This window comes from Vibrio sp. NH-7, assembly GCF_053643215.1.
Map to the genome: position 1 here is coordinate 1,558,574 of NZ_CM132187.1, position 17,237 is coordinate 1,575,810.

Sequence of the window (17,237 nt, forward strand, 5' to 3'; positions counted from 1 at the left end):
GAAACAAAAAAGGAAGATAATCATTATCTTCCTTTTCTTTGCTTATCTGGAACTAGATGTTTGTCACATCGATAAACATGGACTCGTCAATGTTGGTTGACGACACGATGGCTTCACTAAATTCATACTCTTCTCGATCTCCATCACGATCAAGCGGCAAGTTTTCAAAGTCAAACAGGTTTTTATCTGCCAGTTGGCTAGGGCTGACGTTTTGAATGGACTTAAAGATCGCTTCAACGCGGCCAGGTGTTTTTTTATCCCAATCAATCAACATCGCTTTGATTGCTTGTCGTTGCAGGTTTTCTTGTGAACCACAAAGGTTACAAGGGATGATCGGGAACGCTTTATGTTCTGCGTACTTGATGAGATCTTTCTCACGACAGTAAGTCAGCGGGCGGATTACGACATTCCGGCCATCATCTGAACGTAGTTTTGGCGGCATTGCTTTAAGGCGAGAGCCATGGAACATATTCAAGAACATGGTTTCGACGATGTCGTCCATGTGGTGGCCAAGAGCAAGCTTCGTTGCACCGATCTTCTCAGCAAACGAGTAAAGCGTACCGCGGCGTAAACGTGAACAAAGACCACACGTCGTTTTTCCTTCTGGCACCTTCTCTTTTACAACCGAGTACGTATCTTTATCCACGATGTAATATGGGATGTTTAACGTTTCAAAGTAGTCAGGAAGAATGTGTTCAGGGAATCCTGGCTGCTTTTGATCTAGGTTAACCGCAACAACGCCAAACTTAATTGGCGCCGCTTTTTGTAGATTCAATAGGATATCCAGCATCGCGAATGAATCTTTACCACCACTGATACATGCCATCACAACATCGCCTTCTTCAATCATGTTGTAATCGGTAATAGCATTTCCAACGTTTCTTCTTAGGCGCTTTTGAAGTTTGTTGAATTCTAGGGTTTCTTTTCTTGTATCTAATTGTGTCATTGCGAGCTCTCACATCGTCGGCTAGGCCAACAGTAGGACTTCCTAACGTGTCATATTCGGGGCGTGGATTATACGAGCTTTTTGGAGAGGATTAAACGTCTGCAGTTAAATAGGTAAGCAAAATTCGATTCCATTTGATGGGAAATAAATGAAGAACGAGGAAACTCATTGGAATAGAGTCAAAAAAGGCCGCGTGGGCGGCCTTTTGGTTAGTTTGCTTTGGGTAGATAAGGAAGAACTCTCGCCGTTTCAGCCGGAAGTGTCATCGTGCCACCTTCACCAATCTCTGCTAACGACACTTGAGCCTTACCATCTACGATAGGTTTCGTGGTTCCATTAGAAAACTGGATGGTTGAATTTAGCTTATTTGGAAACTCTAACGTTACCCCTTCTACATCAGGCGTAAACCAGCTCGCGAACATGCCACCTAATTGCTCTAGAATAACCTGCATTTGCGGTAACAGTACTTTAACGTCATCGTAGCTGACCTCTCCGTTCATTGGCTCTTTTGTCATAACAACCATAGAGAAGTCACAGCGCATATCCCTCGGCGTGTGGACAAACACCAATGGATTGGCTGAGCGTAGATTGTTATCTAACGGGACAATCACTTCGTTATAAGGAGAAATCGTCAGCTCCTCATAATGCTCTTCTTTTTCCATCCAAGCTTTTTCAATATTGCACAACTGTTTGGTATTCGAGTTTAGGAAAAAGAAGCCCACTTTTACATCATCATGCCCTTCTTTCGCATTCTGCTTCATGTGAGAAAACAGTTTTGAATAGGTGAACATATATTCTTGAGCGTAACTTGGCATCGCTGCGGTAATACCAACTGCAGCGGTCAAAAGGGCTAACGATAGTTTCTTCATTGAATTTATAGTCTTGTTGTTTTAGTTGGATAACGGGCAGTGCTTATAAGATCTACCGACTCGCACTGGATTGAGAATTGCCTTCCCAGAACTGCTTATTATGACGAATCATGCTTTGCAAGTCGTTGACGTATGCCTCACCGCGCTCAGAGTATTTCAATAGTCCATTCGCAAGTGCCATCGCTGCCTCTGTGTCTATGAGACTTTCCCCTTGTGTATGGCGCTGGTATCGAATTTCTCTTAGCTCATGATAGGCTTTGTTTCGGTTTACATTCATGAAATACCCATGAATAGATTGCTGGGCTGAGGCGAACTTAGCCACTTCATGTGTCATTCCTTCTGAACGTTTCAGAGGAACAAGCCCACATCCTTTGCTATAACACCACTGACCAAAATAGTTATTTGCCTTAGTTGCAAAGCGAGAGGTCCCCCAGGCTGACTCATTAGCAGCTTGGACCAACACAAGCGCTTCGGGTATGACATCAACGCGGTGGCGCATTTTATCAAGCCAACTCTGAGTAATCCCTTCTTCGGCCAAATTGAGGTTGTAAAGACGCCCTAAGCGTTTCGCATCGCTGAGTTCAGACGAGGTCAAATTACCGGCATCAAACGACGTTTGGATAGCTTCAAGTCGTTTGCGTTCCTTTTTAACGCGTTCATTCTCTAGCGCGATACCCGGCCTTAAATAATCGAAAAACGTCTGTTTTTTTATGCGCGTTTCAGTAATTGCAGAGAAGTCAGGCGCAGCCCCCAAAGCCTTTGCTTTACTGTTGGTTTCGTTTTGATAGGCAGTTTGGCGCTCTTCTTCTATTCGGTTTTTCTCGTAGCCATAAAAACTACAGCTGGCTAATAGGCCAGCTGCAGCAATAGCAATAAATTCACTTTTACGCATTGAACACTTGTGAATCATTGTCGTTGTCATCCCCATTTTTCGGACGGTCTGAAGCGATGATCTTCAGTTTAATACCAAACATATTGCGATAAATGATGCCTTTTACGTGGAAGAAGAAAGGCAAAACAAAAATCAAACCAATGCCGTAAAGCATTACGCCAACCATGAACATAATCACGATGAAGAAATAAATGCCCAGCAGCGGGAATAATTTCTTGTTCACTGCACGAAGCGATAGCAGTAAAGACTGCATTGGTGGCACTTTCTTTTCGCAAATGAGTAACATCGAATTACTAAACGCGAGAGAAAAATACAAAGATAGAAACGGCAGCAATGTTCCCGCAATTCCTTGTAAAACAAGACTGGCCAGCGTCGCAATGATCACGGGAATGGTGAACTGCAAACCTTTACCAATATGTCGAGGTTTGGTTGATAGCCCGGCAGCGTGACTCATTGCCATAAGGCTAATTCCCGCATAGATTGGGGCGCTGATGACCTCAAAGCTGAAATTAGCAATCATGATCGCGCTGAAGATGCTCGGGTCGAATGACTCAGGATCTAAAACCGCATCAAAAATCACCGATGGGTCACCTAGTTGTAGCTTTAACGCGATGACGAATATGGCGACTTGAATCGCGATGAGCAACACGATGGCAGGTGAAAAGGACAAGAAGTTCTTTATCGTGTGATTCCACGCCTCTTTAAGGACATCGCCAGCATTGAGCTCATAGTTACCTTCAAGCGCACGCTCAATACTTCCACCTAAATTAAAATCTTTCTCTATGTCGTTATTCATTACTAAGTCCGATGCCTCATCAACTGACAAGGCAAACTGGTTGATTAATGCTTTGTTGCAAGTGAGAGACATTATACTGAAACCCCTCAAACTCCAAAATCAGATCCATGCCAATTACTTGCTTTCTTGACTTTATGGTTGATAATTGACCACTAAACGCATTTACAAAGCCTAGATTCCTGATTCAGAGAGAAAAATACCCTACTCCAAAGCGTGTAAAAGGTATAGAGAGAGTATGGTAAGAAAAGTTTACTTTTACCTGCAAAAATATTTCGGTTTCAGGATAAGAAAATGCTTTGATTTCACAATTTTGGTGATTATGATGCGCGCCTCTATTTTGTGTAACTACAGGTCTTCGCTAAAACTCGCGACTTAATGACCATTGTGGGAGAAAAACAGACGTTGAACGCTAAACAAAAAGCAGGACAACCAGTTATTCGTCTAACTGGTATCAGTAAAAGTTTCGATGGTAAGGAAATCATCGGTAATCTGAATTTAGATGTGAACCATGGTGAATTCCTTACCATTCTTGGTCCATCGGGTTGTGGTAAAACAACCGTTCTTAGAATGATTGCTGGTTTCGAAACCGCTGACCAAGGTGACATTATTCTTGATAATCAGAATGTAACCTCAGTCCCTGCAGAACAAAGGCATGTCAACACTGTATTCCAAAGTTACGCACTCTTCCCACATATGACCGTGTTTGAGAACGTAGCATTTGGTCTGCGTATGCAAAAAACACCGGCTGCGGATATCGAACCTCGCGTCATGGAAGCATTGCGCATGGTTCGCCTAGAGAAAATGGCGCAGCGTAAACCCCATCAGCTATCAGGTGGCCAGCAACAACGTATCGCTATCGCGCGCGCAGTTGTGAACAAACCTAAAGTCCTGTTGTTGGATGAATCTCTCTCTGCGCTTGATTACAAACTGCGTAAGCAAATGCAGATCGAATTGAAACAGCTTCAGCGCCAGCTAGGCATTACCTTCATCTTCGTGACACATGATCAGGAAGAAGCTCTCTCTATGTCTGACCGCATTATCGTTATGCGTGACGGTGTGATCGAGCAAGATGGTTCTCCACGTGAGATCTATGAAGAACCGAAGAACTTGTTCGTCGCTCGCTTTATCGGCGAAATCAATGTGTTCAATGCGACCATGCTCGAGCGTTTAGATGACAAGCGCATTCGTGCTGACATCGAAGGTGTTGAATCTGTTGTGTACTACGATCAAGACGCGCAATCGGGTGACAAACTACAAGTGCTTCTTCGTCCTGAAGACTTACGTATCGAAGAGATCAAAGAGTCTGAGCAAAAAGGCATTGTTGGTCATGTTACTGAGCGAACCTACAAAGGTATGACCTTAGACTCGGTCATCGAGCTCGAATCAGGTATGCGTGTGATGGTTAGCGAATTCTTCAATGAAGACGATCCCGATGTGGACCACTCTCTTGGACAAAAAGTCGCAATCACTTGGGTTGAGAGCTGGGAGGTGGTACTCAATGATAAGCAAGAAGCTTAATCTACAAAACGCCATCATTGCCCTAATTGTTGGTTGGTTAACACTGTTTGTGCTAATCCCTAACGTCATGATTATTGGTACCAGTTTCCTCACGCGTGATGAAGCTAACCTAATCGAAATGACGTTCACATTAGACAACTATGTGCGCTTGATGGACCCACTGTACGCCAAGGTACTCTGGCACTCATTCTACATGGCGATTGTCGCGACGCTGATCTGTTTGGTCATTGGTTATCCATTTGCCTACATCGTGGCAAAAATGCCTGAGAAATGGCGACCAATCATGTTGTTTCTGGTGATTGTTCCTTTCTGGACTAACTCGCTGATTCGTACGTACGGCCTTAAAATCGTATTGGGTACTCAAGGCATCTTGAACAAATCGCTGATGGCAATGGAAATCATCGATAAACCGATTCGATTGATGTACACCGAAACTGCGGTAATGATTGGTCTGGTCTATATTCTGCTGCCGTTTATGATACTTCCGCTCTACTCAGCGATTGAGAAGTTAGACCATACCTACACGGAAGCAGCGCAAGACTTAGGGGCAAACAAGTTCCAGATATTTACCAAAGTAACGCTCCCTCTGACCATGCCTGGCATTATTGGAGGCTGTTTATTGGTGCTACTGCCTGCACTGGGTATGTTCTACATTTCTGACTTACTCGGCGGAGCGAAAAACTTATTGATTGGTAACGTCATTAAGAGCCAAGTATTGAACGCACGTGATTGGCCATTTGGTGCCGCGACCAGTATCGCCCTAACCATTGCGATGGCAATCATGCTTTACGCCTACTACAGAGCGGGCAAATTATTGAATAAGAAAGTGGAGCTAGACTGATGGGCCGTACAGTTAGATTTAGCTTTATGACATTGGTGTATGCGTTTTTGTATCTGCCAATTATTGTCTTGATTGTTAACTCGTTTAACGCCAACAAATTTGGCATGAAATGGGGCGGTTTTACCACCAAGTGGTACGAAACCTTGATCAACAACGACAGCCTGATGCAAGCCGCGTGGCACTCGTTAAATGTTGCGATTTTTTCAGCAACAGCAGCAACCATCATTGGTAGCTTAACGGCTGTTGCCCTATTTCGTTATACCTTTAAGGGCAAGGGTGTGGTAAACGGGATGCTTTTTGTCGTGATGATGTCTCCAGACATCGTTATGGCGATTTCGCTGCTCGCGCTGTTTTTGGTGATGGGAGCACAACTAGGATTCTTCACCTTGTTGGTTGCTCACATTACATTCTGTCTGCCGTTTGTAGTCGTGAGCGTATACAGCCGCTTAAATGGCTTTGACGTCAAGATGCTCGAAGCGGCCAAAGATTTGGGTGCAAGCGAATGGGTTATCTTGAAGCAAATTATTTTGCCTCTTGCTAAACCAGCAGTTGCAGCAGGCTGGCTACTGAGTTTCACCCTATCACTAGACGACGTGATTATCAGCTCGTTCGTGACAGGCCCAACATATGAAATCTTACCGTTGAAGATTTATTCAATGGTGAAAGTCGGCATTTCACCTGAAGTGAATGCCCTCGCAACCGTGATGCTGATTGTCTCACTAATTTTGGTTGTAACATCTCAGTTGCTAGCCAGAGAAAAAGTGAAGTAGAATCCGCATCGAAAAACACGAAACAGAATGGCATGTCGCCATTCTGTTTTTCTATCCAATCTCCATTGTGGAGATACGTTTGGTTTGGAGCTAACGTCAATGAAAAAATGGGCTACTTTATTAGCTGGTAGTGCATGTGCGCTTTCTCTGTTCTCAGGATCAGTTGCAGCGGACGAAAACAAAGAACTTGTATTTATGAACTGGGGGCCTTACATCAACAGTAATATCCTAGAACAATTTACAAAGGAAACTGGCATCAAGGTGATTTACTCGACTTACGAGTCAAATGAAACACTGTATGCAAAGCTAAAAACTCATAATCAAGGTTATGATCTTGTCGTTCCGTCAACCTACTTCGTCGCTAAAATGCGCGATGAAGGAATGCTGCAAAAAATCGACAAGTCGAAACTGAGTAACTTCTCTAATCTAGATAAGAACTACTTGGACAAGCCTTACGATCCAAACAACGACTATTCGATTCCTCACGTAGTAGCGATTACTGGCCTTGCCGTTAACGCTGACATGTACGATCCGAATGACTTTACGAGCTGGGCTGATCTATGGAACCCAGAACTTGAAGGTCAGCTAATGTTGATGGACGACACCCGCGAAGTGTTCCACATCGCTTTGCGTAAACTGGGTTACTCTGGTAACTCAACCGATCCGAAACAGATCGACGAAGCGTACGCAGAACTACAGAAGCTAATGCCAAACGTATTGGTATTTAACTCTGACAACCCAGGAGCTCCATATATGTCTGGTGAAGTTGGCGTAGGTATGCTTTGGAACGGCAGTGCGGCTGCGGCTCAAAACGAAGGTATGAACCTAAAACTTGTCTTCCCTAAAGAAGGCGGTATCGGTTGGGTTGATAACTTTGCTATCTCTTCGGGTGCAAAGAACGTAGATGCGGCTCATAAGATGATCGATTTCCTACTTCGCCCAGAAATTGCAGAGCAAATCTCTCGTGATACCGGTTATTTAACAGCGGTTGCTGAGTCTAACGCCAAGTTTAAAGATGTGGCTCCCCTATTCCCTTCTCAAGAAGATCTGGACCGTGTGGAATGGCAAGATTCGGTGGGCGATTTAACCGTGAAGTATGAAGAATACTTCCTAAAGCTTAAAGCGGGTCAATAACCCAAACTAAACAGGAAAATAGGCAGCATTCGCTGCCTATTTTCGTCATTGGCTGATATAATTTCCGTTTGCATGGTTTGTTGTTCTAACAAGCGACTTAACTCACTGCTTACCCAGCGTACATAAGCTTGGAAATGCTTATGCTGTCTAAGCACAGGAAAAACGGAAAAATAATGAAAAGTAAATTCTATGCAAGCGCACTGTGCGCGGCGACTTTGATCGCTTCCCCTGCAATGGCTGCTGATCAAGAACTCTACTTCTACAACTGGTCTGAATACATTCCAAACGAAGTTCTTGAAGACTTTACAAAAGAAACCGGAATTAAGGTGATTTACTCAACTTACGAGTCTAACGAAAGCATGTACGCTAAGTTAAAGACTCAAGGTTCTGGTTACGATCTAGTAGTACCGTCTACTTACTTTGTCTCTAAGATGCGCAAAGAAGGCATGCTACAAAAAATTGACAAAGAGAAGCTTTCTCACTTTGCCGATCTTGATGCAAACTTCCTAAACAAACCGTTCGACCCAAACAACAGTTACTCTATCCCTTACATCTGGGGCGCGACAGGTATTGGCATTAACTCAGACATGCTAGACAGCTCTTCAGTAACGAAGTGGGATGACTTCTGGGACAGCAAATGGGAAGGTCAGCTAATGCTTATGGACGACTCACGTGAAGTCTTCCACATTGCTCTAACTAAACTTGGCTACTCGCCAAACACCACCGATCCAGATGAAATCAAAGCAGCTTATGAAGAGCTGAAGAAACTGATGCCAAACGTATTGGTGTTTAACTCAGATTTCCCGGCAAATCCATACTTAGCAGGCGAAGTTTCTCTTGGCATGCTTTGGAATGGTTCGGCATACATGGCGCGTCAAGAAGGCGCATCTATCAACATCATCTGGCCTGAAAAAGGCGCTATTTTCTGGATGGACAGCCTAGCTATTCCAGCAGGCGCGAAGAATATCGAAGCGGCACACAAAATGATCGACTTCCTACTTCGCCCAGAGAATGCAGCGAAAATCGCTCTTGAGATTGGCTACCCTACGCCAGTGGCTACAGCACACGATCTACTGCCTAAAGAGTTTGCGAACGATCCGAGCATTTTCCCACCACAAGAAGTGATGGAAAGTGGCACGTGGCAAGACGAAGTGGGTGAAGCAAGCGTGCTTTACGACGAATACTTCCAGAAACTTAAAGTAGATAATTAAGCGATTTATCTTACACTTAATAAAGCGGCATCTGCCGCTTTATTATTTTGAGAGGACTATGTACAGAGTCACCCTTTTCTTTCTTTCATTGCTGATCATCGTCCAATTATTACTATTGGTGATGAGCCATTTCTTCGCAGTTGATTCACGCTACGATCTGCTTTTCGAGACAAACACCCTCTTTCTGGTGATCTATTTAGCTTACATCTCTCTACGGACCGTGCGCTCCAACTCATTGGTTAATTATGGGGTTGGCTTACTGATCACAAACAGTTTTTATGAAGTCGTCACGGAAATCACTTACTTCAACGACATCGCAGCCCAACATCCGTTAGTTGACTCGTTTCTAGAAGACGGCTTGTTACAACTTTCGTTCTTGTTGTTGGCCTTTGGCATTACTCGTATGGTCAATAAAGCGAAAGAAAACGCCACTATTGATGAGTTAACTGGGCTATACAACCGAAAAAAACTCAACAACATCACCCTCGAAAAATTTGACTTAATCTACTTTGATTTGGATGGCTTAAAGCTAGTCAACGATACACAAGGTCACGCGCAAGGCGATATTATGTTGGTGCGATTTGCGCAGGCGTTACGAGAATCGACTTCTGAGGCGGAGCAAGCGTTTCGACTGGGTGGGGATGAATTTGCTGTTGTGGTGTCGCCAGGGGCAGGACTCGCGTTCATTCACAAGATCAACGCTCATCTAGAAGGTGAAGACATCAAGTTTAGCTATGGTATTGATTCAACGACCAAAACTCAGTTCCATCAAGCGTTGATCAATACAGATAAAGCCATGTATGAAATGAAAAAAGCTCAGCGAGGCAAGCGCTGAGCATCTATTCAAAACGCAACGTTTATGCGTGCTTTGCTTGAGGTTTCTGCAAAGCTAGGATTTCCTCAACCAGTTTCGGAACTTCCACACTGGCTTTTCCATAACGCTTCTCTTCAAACTCACTCTCAACAGCACTTGGCTCTAAATTGATTTCTATTGTGTGGGCACCATGCATTTTGGCATCGTGAACAAATCCAGCAGCGGGGAAAACAACCCCTGATGTACCAATCGAAATGAACAGATCTGCGTCTTCTAGGGATTGATAAATCTCGCCCATTCGTAATGGCATTTCGCCAAACCAAACAACATGAGGTCGCATTTGAGATGGCATTTGACAGCAATGACAAAGATCGCCCGTTTTGATTTCACCCAACTCTTCAACCACTTGATTCGATACGCTGCAACGTGCTTTTAGGAGTTCGCCATGCATGTGAATGACGTTCGAGCTGCCACCTCGCTCATGTAGGTTATCGATGTTCTGTGTAATCACGGTTACCGTCCCGTCTAGCTCGGCTTCCAGTTGCCCTAATGCGATGTGAGCTGCATTGGGTTCAATATGCGGTTCTTGTAGCATGATGCGGCGTTTATTATAGAAATCTTGAACAAGATCAGGGTCGCGGGCAAATCCTTCAGGGGTCGCGACATCTTCTATGCGGTGATCTTCCCACAAGCCATCTTGCGCTCGAAAAGTTTGAATACCTGATTCAGCTGAGATCCCTGCTCCAGTGAGAATTACGACATTACGATACGGAAACTTCATACCACATCCTTATATTTTTCCTTTAGATGTAGCTTAGCACTTCGCTAATAACATCAGAAGTTATGCGGATTAGACCATAGTCGAAATCAAACGAGTTATACAAGGTAATGTGAACTAAAACAAAAAAGGCGACCGAAGCCGCCCTATCTCAACCGATTGTTTAATCGTCACTCGTGGCAGAGATTTTATGAATCGCCAAGTCTGCACCATTGAACTCATCTTCTTCCGATAAGCGTAAGCCAGATACTTTGTTAATGATGCCGTACACAACCAAAGCGCCCCCAACCGCAATCCCAATGCCGACTAATGTACCGAGCAACTGAACCACAAAGCTCACGCCTCCGAGGCCACCTAACACAGTCTGGCCGAAAATACCGGCAGCAATGCCACCCCACGCCCCACAAACTCCGTGAAGCGGCCAAACTCCAAGAACATCATCGATTTTGGTTTTGTTTTGAAGGTAGGTAAATAGATAAACAAATAACGCCCCTGCGACAGCACCCGTAATCAAAGAGCCGATGGGATGCATTAAGTCAGAGCCGGCACAAATGGCAACCAGACCAGCTAAAGGACCATTGTGAATAAAGCCTGGGTCGTTTTTGCCTGCGATTAAAGCAGCAACAATTCCACCGACCATCGCCATCAATGAATTCATCGCGACGAGCCCGCTGATGCCATTAAGCGTTTGCGCTGACATCACGTTAAATCCAAACCAGCCAACACACAGAATCCATGCGCCGAGCGCTAAAAACGGGATATTCGATGGCGCAAAGTTGGTGTGCTTTCCTGCTCTGATTCGCCCTTTACGCATACCGAGGAAAAGAACTGCAACCAACGCAATCCAACCGCCGACACCATGCACAACAACGGAGCCTGCAAAATCATGGAACCCATAGCCAAATTGTGATTCGAACCAAGCCTGCAAACCAAAGTTGCCATTCCAGATCATGCCTTCAAACACTGGGTAGACCAATCCAACCGTAAAGAAGGTCGCCACAAGGATAGGATAAAAACGAGCTCGCTCAGCAATCCCGCCAGAAACGATGGCTGGAATCGCAGCGGCAAAGGTTAGTAAGAAGAAGAACTTGACCAGCTCATACCCATTTCCTTGTGAAAGAGTTTGTGCGTCAGCGAAGAAGTTTGCTCCATAAGCGACCCAATAACCGATGAAGAAATAGGCAAGCGCTGAAATACCGAAGTCTGCAAGAATTTTAACCAGAGCATTGACTTGGTTCTTATGTCTGACCGTACCGACTTCGAGAAATGCGAACCCAGCGTGCATTAAGAACACCATAATGGCACCAAGAAGAAGAAAAAGTGTGTCCGAACTTTGAGTCAGGGTTTGAACGGCTCCATGAACCTGACTGGCTGTTACGCTCATCCGTATAAGTCTCCATTTTTGTTTGTCGCGCACTTTTCCTGTGCGTCATATAACATCGCTCACCACATTGGTGATATTGCTTGAAGCCCTGATACGGCAAGTTACATGCCACTAAACTATAATTTTATAATCTACATCTTAGTGATTGAATTTATTAAAATAATTAAAGGATTCAAGTTGAAGGTGACGATTTGAATGTGCAAACTGGGTGAGAAAATGCACCATGAGAGGGATAGTTGCACCAGATAGAGGCGCAATCTTTTGGTGCATAAAAAAGAGCCCTGAAGAGATCAGGGCTCACTTAGTAAGAGGCTTTTTACAGGTTTGGTCCTTTTGAAAAACTAAATGGTTGGTTGTCTCTGAGTTTGCTCATGCCTTGGAACATGCGGATAAACCAAATCACTATCGCAATTACACCAAATAACATTCCTACGTATGGGATGTAATAAGCAATCTCGTCGATGATATGACTTTGATACCAGTAATCATTGACCCCTTTCAGGACACCATTTGACGTCGCTACCGTGATGATCAATACGACAAAGTAGGTTAAGTTCAGGAAGAAAGTTCGAATCAAGCCGTAATAGTGAGAATCGATCACTTCGCCATCTTCACCTCGGTCTAAACGGTAACCCGCGTAAACAATCGCAATCACACCTGAAATTAGGCAGGTAAACGGAGTAAAACAACTTAAGATGTACGCAACCCAAATACCATTATGAGGTTTGTTCATTCGTCTGCGCTCCTTTTACTTCGTGGTCAGAGCTCGCGGTGTTTGCATTTCCACCCTGCTCTTCTCGCTCTTTAGCCATCATCTCTTCATACCAAAGGTCATGGTGCTCTTTGGCCCAAGTTTCATCAACCTCGCCCGTTACCATACCTTCAAGTGCTCCTTCCATTCCGAATAAACCGATATAGATGTGGAACACGAAACCACAGATTAGAATCAGAGCCGCTAACATATGGACCAGGTTAGAAAGCTCCATATCACGTCGCGTCTGACCAAAGATTGGGAAATCCAATACCAACCCGCTGATCGCAACGACCGTTCCTACAACAATGAGTAACCAGAACAGCGCTTTTTCACCAGCGTTAGAAAACTCTGCTGATGGATGCGAGCCTTTATGTTTACCCACCATGCCACCAAGCTTCATAAACCAAGCAAGATCGACTTTTTTGAAGATCGACTTTCGCCACCACTTAATCAGCACACATAGCAGCAACACGTAGAAGATTGGACCAATGTAGTTATGGTATTGCTTCGCCAACATAATGATGAAGCCCCATAGCTCAGACGGAATGTACGGCTTAAGGAAATGTTTACCATAAACCAGCATTAGCCCACTAAACGCTAAGGTTAAGAAAGTGAATGCCATGCTCCAGTGAAGAGCGCGATCCAGTCGAGACCAACGCTTGATCTTCTTACCTGTTCTTGGCGCACTTAACATAAGTGGACCAATGACAATGTACATGAGAGTAACGAAAGCGATACTACCGAAAATCGCCACAGCTCCCGCTGGTGACATCCATTTCTCTTTCAAAATGTACCAGGTTTGCCCTGGGGTACTGATCAGCATTCCATGCTCTGGGAACTGAGACGTCGTGTAGCCCTCTTCGCCTTGACGAACTTGACGCCAAAAATCGGCGCCAGCCAATTGGGTCATTTCACGTTGTGCAACTTCAGACTCTTTTTGCTCAGCATGCGCAGGCAGCGATAAAGCAAAGAGTAATGCTGCCATCATTGACAGCATTACAAGAGATGCACGTTTAAACATTGAAAACATGAATCTCTCCACCCTTAACTTTTCGTTGCGTCGTAAGACAAGTCGTTACCATTCGTCCAACCCGCACCTTTCGCACCACGCTCAACCACACGTTGACGGAAGATATCTGAGACTTTCTCAGCATCACCCGCTAACAGCGCTTTAGTTGAGCAGAGCGAGGCACACATTGGCAGTTTGCCTTCAGCAATACGGTTCGCACCGTACTTCTGACGTTCTTCTACTGAACCTGGCTCTGTTTCAGGACCACCGGCACAGAAGGTACATTTGTCCATCTTACCGCGCTCGCCAAAGGCTTCCTGTTTCGGAAACTGAGGCGCACCAAACGGACAAGCAAACAGACAGTAACCACAACCGATACAAAGGTCTTTGTTGTGCAGCACGATGCCATCTTCTGTGTGCTCAAAACAGTCTGCCGGACACACCGCCATACAAGGCGCATCAGTACAGTGCATACAAGCAACCGAGATCGAGTTCTCACCCGGTTCACCATCGTTCAAGGTAACAACGCGGCGGCGCTGAATACCCCACTCTAGCGCGTCGTCATTTTCGTTCTTACATGCAGTGACACAGCCGTTACATTCGATACAGCGCTTGGTGTCACAAAGGAATTTCATTCTAGCCATTTGTTGACTCCTTAAGCTTTGCGAATGTTACATAGGGTGACTTTGGTTTCCTGCATTTGCGTGACAGGGTCATAACCGTAAGTCGTTGCAATGTTGGCAGATTCACCAATCACGTATGGGTCTGTCCCTTCAGGGTACTTGCCGCGAAGATCTTCACCTTGGAATTTGCCGCCGAAGTGGAATGGAATAAATGCCATACCCGGTTTAACGCGTCGCGTGACCATCGCTTTCACGTGGATTCGACCTTTTTCTGCACCTTCAACCCAAACCATTTCGCCATCTTTGAAGCCAAGATCATTGGCATCTTTCGGGTTCACCTCAACAAACATTTCTTGTTGAAGCTCTGCGAGCCATGGGTTTGAACGTGTCTCTTCACCACCACCTTCGTACTCAACCAGACGGCCTGAGGTTAGGATGATTGGGTACTCACCCGATACATCTTTATCTTGAATCGACTTGTACATGGTTGGTAGACGGTAGATAGACTCGCTGTCGTCCCACGTTGGGTAATCCGCGACTAGGTCACGACGTGGTGTGTAAAGCGGTTCACGGTGCAGTGGCACGCGATCTGGGAAGGTCCAAACTACCGCGCGCGCTTTCGCGTTACCAAAAGGAATACAACCGTGCTTGATGGCTACGCGCTGAATACCGCCAGATAGGTCGGTCTTCCAGTTTTTGCCTTCTGCTGCTGCTTTCTCTTCTGCAGTAAGATCATCCCACCAACCCAAAGATTTCAGCAGTTTGTCACTGAACTCTGGGTAGCCATCTTCAATCTCACAACCTTTTGAGTAGCTGTCTTCAGCGAGAATATTGGTGCCTTCAAATTCCACACCAAAACGAGCACGGAAGTTACCACCGCCCTGAGCAACGGGTTTAGACGTATCGTAAAGGATATGCGTACCCGGGTGTTTCATCTCAGGTGTACCCCAACATGGCCAAGGCAGACCATAGGTTTCACCGTGGGCAACACCGCCTTCCGCTTCCAGCGTGGTTTTGTGGAAGGTATGCCAGTTTTGTTGGTGCGCTTTTAAACGCTCTGGGCTTTGACCTGTATAACCAATCGTCCACATACCCTTATTAAATTCACGAGTAATGTCTTCGATAACCGGTTGGTTGTTTTCCACTTTCACGTTCTTGAACAGCTGCTCTGCAAAGCCTAGCTTCTTGGTCAGCAGGTACATGATTTCGTGGTCAGGCTTGGAGTCGAAAAGAGGCTCAACGACTTTGTCACGCCACTGGATAGAGCGGTTAGACGCTGTGACACTGCCGTAAGTTTCAAACTGAGTAGTAGCAGGTAGAAGATAAACACCATCGGTACGATCGTTCATTACCGCTGCGACGGTTGGGTATGGGTCAACAATAACCATCATATCCAGCTTTTGCATCGCCTTACGCATTTCCACGCCGCGAGTCTGGGAGTTAACCGCGTGACCCCAGTAGAACATAGCGCGAATGTTGTCGTTTTGTTCGATGTTATCTTTGTTTTCTAAAACACCATCAATCCAACGAGACACAGGAATACCCATGTTGTTCATTGGCTTTTTGCCGCGGTATTCGTTTTGGTCGAAGCGGTTTTGTACCCACGCATGGTCTAGATCCCAAACCTTAGACCAGTGTTTCCAAGCACCATCTGACAGACCGTAGTAACCAGGAAGTGTGTGCGAAAGTACTCCAAGGTCAGTTGCGCCCTGTACGTTATCGTGACCACGGAAGATGTTCGCACCGCCACCAGATTTACCCATGTTACCTAGCGCAAGCTCAAGTACACAGTATGCACGCGTGTTGTTGTTACCGGTTGTATGTTGAGTACCACCCATACACCAAACCACACAGCCAGGACGGTTTTCAGAAAGCAGTTTCGCGGTTTTGTAGACGTCAGCTTCTGCCACACCCGTTACACGCTCAACTTCTGCTGGGTTCCATTTAGCGACTTCTTCACGGATCTCATCCATGCCGAATACACGTTGGCGAATGAATTCTTTGTCTTCCCACTGGTTGGCGAAGACATGCCACAAGATACCCCAAATAAAGGCAACATCAGAGCCTGGACGCAGTGATACGTAGTGATCTGATTTTGCAGCGGTACGTGTGCGACGCGGGTCAGCCACTACGATCTTACAGTTGTTTTTCTCTTTGGCGATCAAGATGTGCTGCATGGCAACTGGGTGTGCCTCAGCTGGGTTTGAGCCAATGAACAGCATCGACTTACAGTTGTGCATGTCATTGAACGAGTTAGTCATAGCGCCATAGCCCCAAGTGTTGGCTACACCTGCTACAGTTGTTGAGTGACAGATACGCGCTTGGTGGTCAACGTTATTGGTACCCCACAGTGACGCCATTTTGCGGAACATGTACGCTTGCTCGTTATTGTGCTTCGCGCTACCAAGCCAATAAACAGAGTCAGGACCTGACTCTTTGCGAATATCGAGCACTTTATTGCCGATCTCTTCGATCGCTTGATCCCAAGAAAGCTTTTTCCACTTACCGCCTTCCAGTTTCATTGGGTATTTCAAGCGACGCTCACCATGTCCATGTTCACGCAGTGCTGCCCCTTTAGCACAGTGGCCACCAGCGTTGAATGGATGGTCAAACGCAGGCTCTTGACCTGTCCACACACCGTTTTGCACTTCGGCATAAATACCACAGCCCACAGAACAGTGAGAACAGATAGTACGTTTGACGTCGGTTTTAGCACTTGGATCAACAGATTTTGCTTCTGCTTTCTTGATCATGCCCGGTGTAAATAGGCACGCACCTGCAACCGCACCACCAGCAGCCAATGAGCTGTTTTTCATGAATGCGCGGCGTGAAATACCCAATTGATTTTGTTCTTTGCTCACACTATCGGAGCGTTTAACGAGTTTCATTGCTTAGCTC

The 17,237-nt window shown here is 45.5% G+C and carries 16 protein-coding genes; 6 read left to right on the forward strand and 10 right to left on the reverse strand.

The window, feature by feature from the left end; genetic code table 11:
- Nucleotides 1-52: 52 nt before the first annotated feature.
- From ttcA to ACUALS_RS07225, 4 genes are all read right to left on the reverse strand, one after another.
- Nucleotides 53-946 (reverse strand): tRNA 2-thiocytidine(32) synthetase TtcA, encoded by an 894-nt coding sequence (ttcA, locus tag ACUALS_RS07210; RefSeq protein ID WP_454448030.1) that lies wholly within the window; start codon nt 944-946, stop codon nt 53-55.
- A 209-nt stretch (nt 947-1,155) separates the two neighbouring features.
- Nucleotides 1,156-1,815 (reverse strand): DUF2987 domain-containing protein, encoded by a 660-nt coding sequence (locus ACUALS_RS07215; RefSeq protein ID WP_454448031.1) that lies wholly within the window; start codon nt 1,813-1,815, stop codon nt 1,156-1,158.
- Between the two features lie 52 nt (nt 1,816-1,867).
- The gene (locus ACUALS_RS07220) at nt 1,868-2,707 is read right to left on the reverse strand and encodes a glucosaminidase domain-containing protein (RefSeq protein WP_454448032.1); all 840 of its coding nucleotides are present in this window, start codon (nt 2,705-2,707) and stop codon (nt 1,868-1,870) included.
- The gene (locus ACUALS_RS07225; protein WP_038134759.1) at nt 2,700-3,503 is read right to left on the reverse strand and encodes a DUF2189 domain-containing protein; all 804 of its coding nucleotides are present in this window, start codon (nt 3,501-3,503) and stop codon (nt 2,700-2,702) included. Before ACUALS_RS07225 ends, ACUALS_RS07220 begins: the two co-directional genes overlap by 8 nt.
- A gap of 384 nt (nt 3,504-3,887) precedes the next feature.
- Here ACUALS_RS07225 and potA point away from each other — a divergent pair, with 384 nt between their 5' ends.
- From potA to ACUALS_RS07255, 6 genes are all read left to right on the forward strand, one after another.
- Entirely contained in the window at nt 3,888-5,021 is a 1,134-nt protein-coding gene (gene potA / locus ACUALS_RS07230) for a spermidine/putrescine ABC transporter ATP-binding protein PotA (protein ID WP_150114021.1), read from the forward strand.
- Entirely contained in the window at nt 5,002-5,862 is an 861-nt protein-coding gene (gene potB / locus ACUALS_RS07235; protein ID WP_038134647.1) for a spermidine/putrescine ABC transporter permease PotB, read from the forward strand. Before potA ends, potB begins: the two co-directional genes overlap by 20 nt.
- Nucleotides 5,862-6,632: a spermidine/putrescine ABC transporter permease PotC gene (gene potC / locus ACUALS_RS07240; protein WP_038134645.1), complete on the forward strand. Its 771-nt coding sequence runs from the start codon at nt 5,862-5,864 to the stop codon at nt 6,630-6,632. The genes potB and potC overlap by 1 nt, the downstream gene beginning before the upstream one ends.
- Before the next feature lie 99 nt (nt 6,633-6,731).
- On the forward strand, nt 6,732-7,766 hold the full coding sequence (locus tag ACUALS_RS07245; RefSeq protein WP_038186892.1) for an extracellular solute-binding protein: 1,035 nt from the start codon (nt 6,732-6,734) through the stop codon (nt 7,764-7,766).
- A 173-nt stretch (nt 7,767-7,939) separates the two neighbouring features.
- Nucleotides 7,940-8,977, forward strand: a complete 1,038-nt coding sequence (locus tag ACUALS_RS07250; protein WP_454448033.1) for an extracellular solute-binding protein — start codon at nt 7,940-7,942, stop codon at nt 8,975-8,977.
- 58 nt (nt 8,978-9,035) lie between these two features.
- The gene (locus ACUALS_RS07255) at nt 9,036-9,812 is read left to right on the forward strand and encodes a GGDEF domain-containing protein (protein WP_454448034.1); all 777 of its coding nucleotides are present in this window, start codon (nt 9,036-9,038) and stop codon (nt 9,810-9,812) included.
- Nucleotides 9,813-9,834: 22 nt separating this feature from the next.
- Here the strand turns inward: ACUALS_RS07255 and cobB are convergent, their stop codons facing one another.
- The 6 genes from cobB to ACUALS_RS07285 form a co-directional block, all read right to left on the reverse strand.
- Nucleotides 9,835-10,572, reverse strand: a complete 738-nt coding sequence (cobB, locus tag ACUALS_RS07260) for a Sir2 family NAD+-dependent deacetylase (protein ID WP_005475808.1) — start codon at nt 10,570-10,572, stop codon at nt 9,835-9,837.
- Between the two features lie 160 nt (nt 10,573-10,732).
- On the reverse strand, nt 10,733-11,953 hold the full coding sequence (locus tag ACUALS_RS07265) for an ammonium transporter (RefSeq protein ID WP_005475804.1): 1,221 nt from the start codon (nt 11,951-11,953) through the stop codon (nt 10,733-10,735).
- A 316-nt stretch (nt 11,954-12,269) separates the two neighbouring features.
- Entirely contained in the window at nt 12,270-12,686 is a 417-nt protein-coding gene (locus ACUALS_RS07270; RefSeq protein WP_005475807.1) for a hypothetical protein, read from the reverse strand.
- A complete protein-coding gene (locus ACUALS_RS07275) occupies nt 12,670-13,737 on the reverse strand; it encodes a formate dehydrogenase subunit gamma (protein ID WP_005475792.1) in 1,068 nt (355 codons plus the stop codon). Before ACUALS_RS07275 ends, ACUALS_RS07270 begins: the two co-directional genes overlap by 17 nt.
- Nucleotides 13,738-13,751: 14 nt before the next feature.
- Nucleotides 13,752-14,360, reverse strand: a complete 609-nt coding sequence (gene fdh3B, locus ACUALS_RS07280; RefSeq protein ID WP_038134624.1) for a formate dehydrogenase FDH3 subunit beta — start codon at nt 14,358-14,360, stop codon at nt 13,752-13,754.
- Nucleotides 14,361-14,371: 11 nt separating this feature from the next.
- Nucleotides 14,372-17,227, reverse strand: a complete 2,856-nt coding sequence (locus tag ACUALS_RS07285) for a formate dehydrogenase subunit alpha (protein WP_454448035.1) — start codon at nt 17,225-17,227, stop codon at nt 14,372-14,374.
- Nucleotides 17,228-17,237 lie beyond the last annotated feature (10 nt).

What these genes read in the sequence shown, in the direction of transcription:
- ttcA (WP_454448030.1), bottom strand. Translation starts at nt 946, where the DNA reads ATGACACAATTAGATACAAGAAAAGAAACCCTAGAATTCAACAAACTT.
- ACUALS_RS07215 (WP_454448031.1), bottom strand. Translation starts at nt 1,815, where the DNA reads ATGAAGAAACTATCGTTAGCCCTTTTGACCGCTGCAGTTGGTATTACC.
- ACUALS_RS07220 (WP_454448032.1), bottom strand. Translation starts at nt 2,707, where the DNA reads ATGCGTAAAAGTGAATTTATTGCTATTGCTGCAGCTGGCCTATTAGCC.
- ACUALS_RS07225 (WP_038134759.1), bottom strand. Translation starts at nt 3,503, where the DNA reads ATGAATAACGACATAGAGAAAGATTTTAATTTAGGTGGAAGTATTGAG.
- potB (WP_038134647.1), top strand. Translation starts at nt 5,002, where the DNA reads ATGATAAGCAAGAAGCTTAATCTACAAAACGCCATCATTGCCCTAATT.
- potC (WP_038134645.1), top strand. Translation starts at nt 5,862, where the DNA reads ATGGGCCGTACAGTTAGATTTAGCTTTATGACATTGGTGTATGCGTTT.
- ACUALS_RS07245 (WP_038186892.1), top strand. Translation starts at nt 6,732, where the DNA reads ATGAAAAAATGGGCTACTTTATTAGCTGGTAGTGCATGTGCGCTTTCT.
- ACUALS_RS07250 (WP_454448033.1), top strand. Translation starts at nt 7,940, where the DNA reads ATGAAAAGTAAATTCTATGCAAGCGCACTGTGCGCGGCGACTTTGATC.
- ACUALS_RS07255 (WP_454448034.1), top strand. Translation starts at nt 9,036, where the DNA reads ATGTACAGAGTCACCCTTTTCTTTCTTTCATTGCTGATCATCGTCCAA.
- cobB (WP_005475808.1), bottom strand. Translation starts at nt 10,572, where the DNA reads ATGAAGTTTCCGTATCGTAATGTCGTAATTCTCACTGGAGCAGGGATC.
- ACUALS_RS07265 (WP_005475804.1), bottom strand. Translation starts at nt 11,953, where the DNA reads ATGAGCGTAACAGCCAGTCAGGTTCATGGAGCCGTTCAAACCCTGACT.
- ACUALS_RS07270 (WP_005475807.1), bottom strand. Translation starts at nt 12,686, where the DNA reads ATGAACAAACCTCATAATGGTATTTGGGTTGCGTACATCTTAAGTTGT.
- ACUALS_RS07275 (WP_005475792.1), bottom strand. Translation starts at nt 13,737, where the DNA reads ATGTTTTCAATGTTTAAACGTGCATCTCTTGTAATGCTGTCAATGATG.
- fdh3B (WP_038134624.1), bottom strand. Translation starts at nt 14,360, where the DNA reads ATGGCTAGAATGAAATTCCTTTGTGACACCAAGCGCTGTATCGAATGT.
- ACUALS_RS07285 (WP_454448035.1), bottom strand. Translation starts at nt 17,227, where the DNA reads ATGAAACTCGTTAAACGCTCCGATAGTGTGAGCAAAGAACAAAATCAA.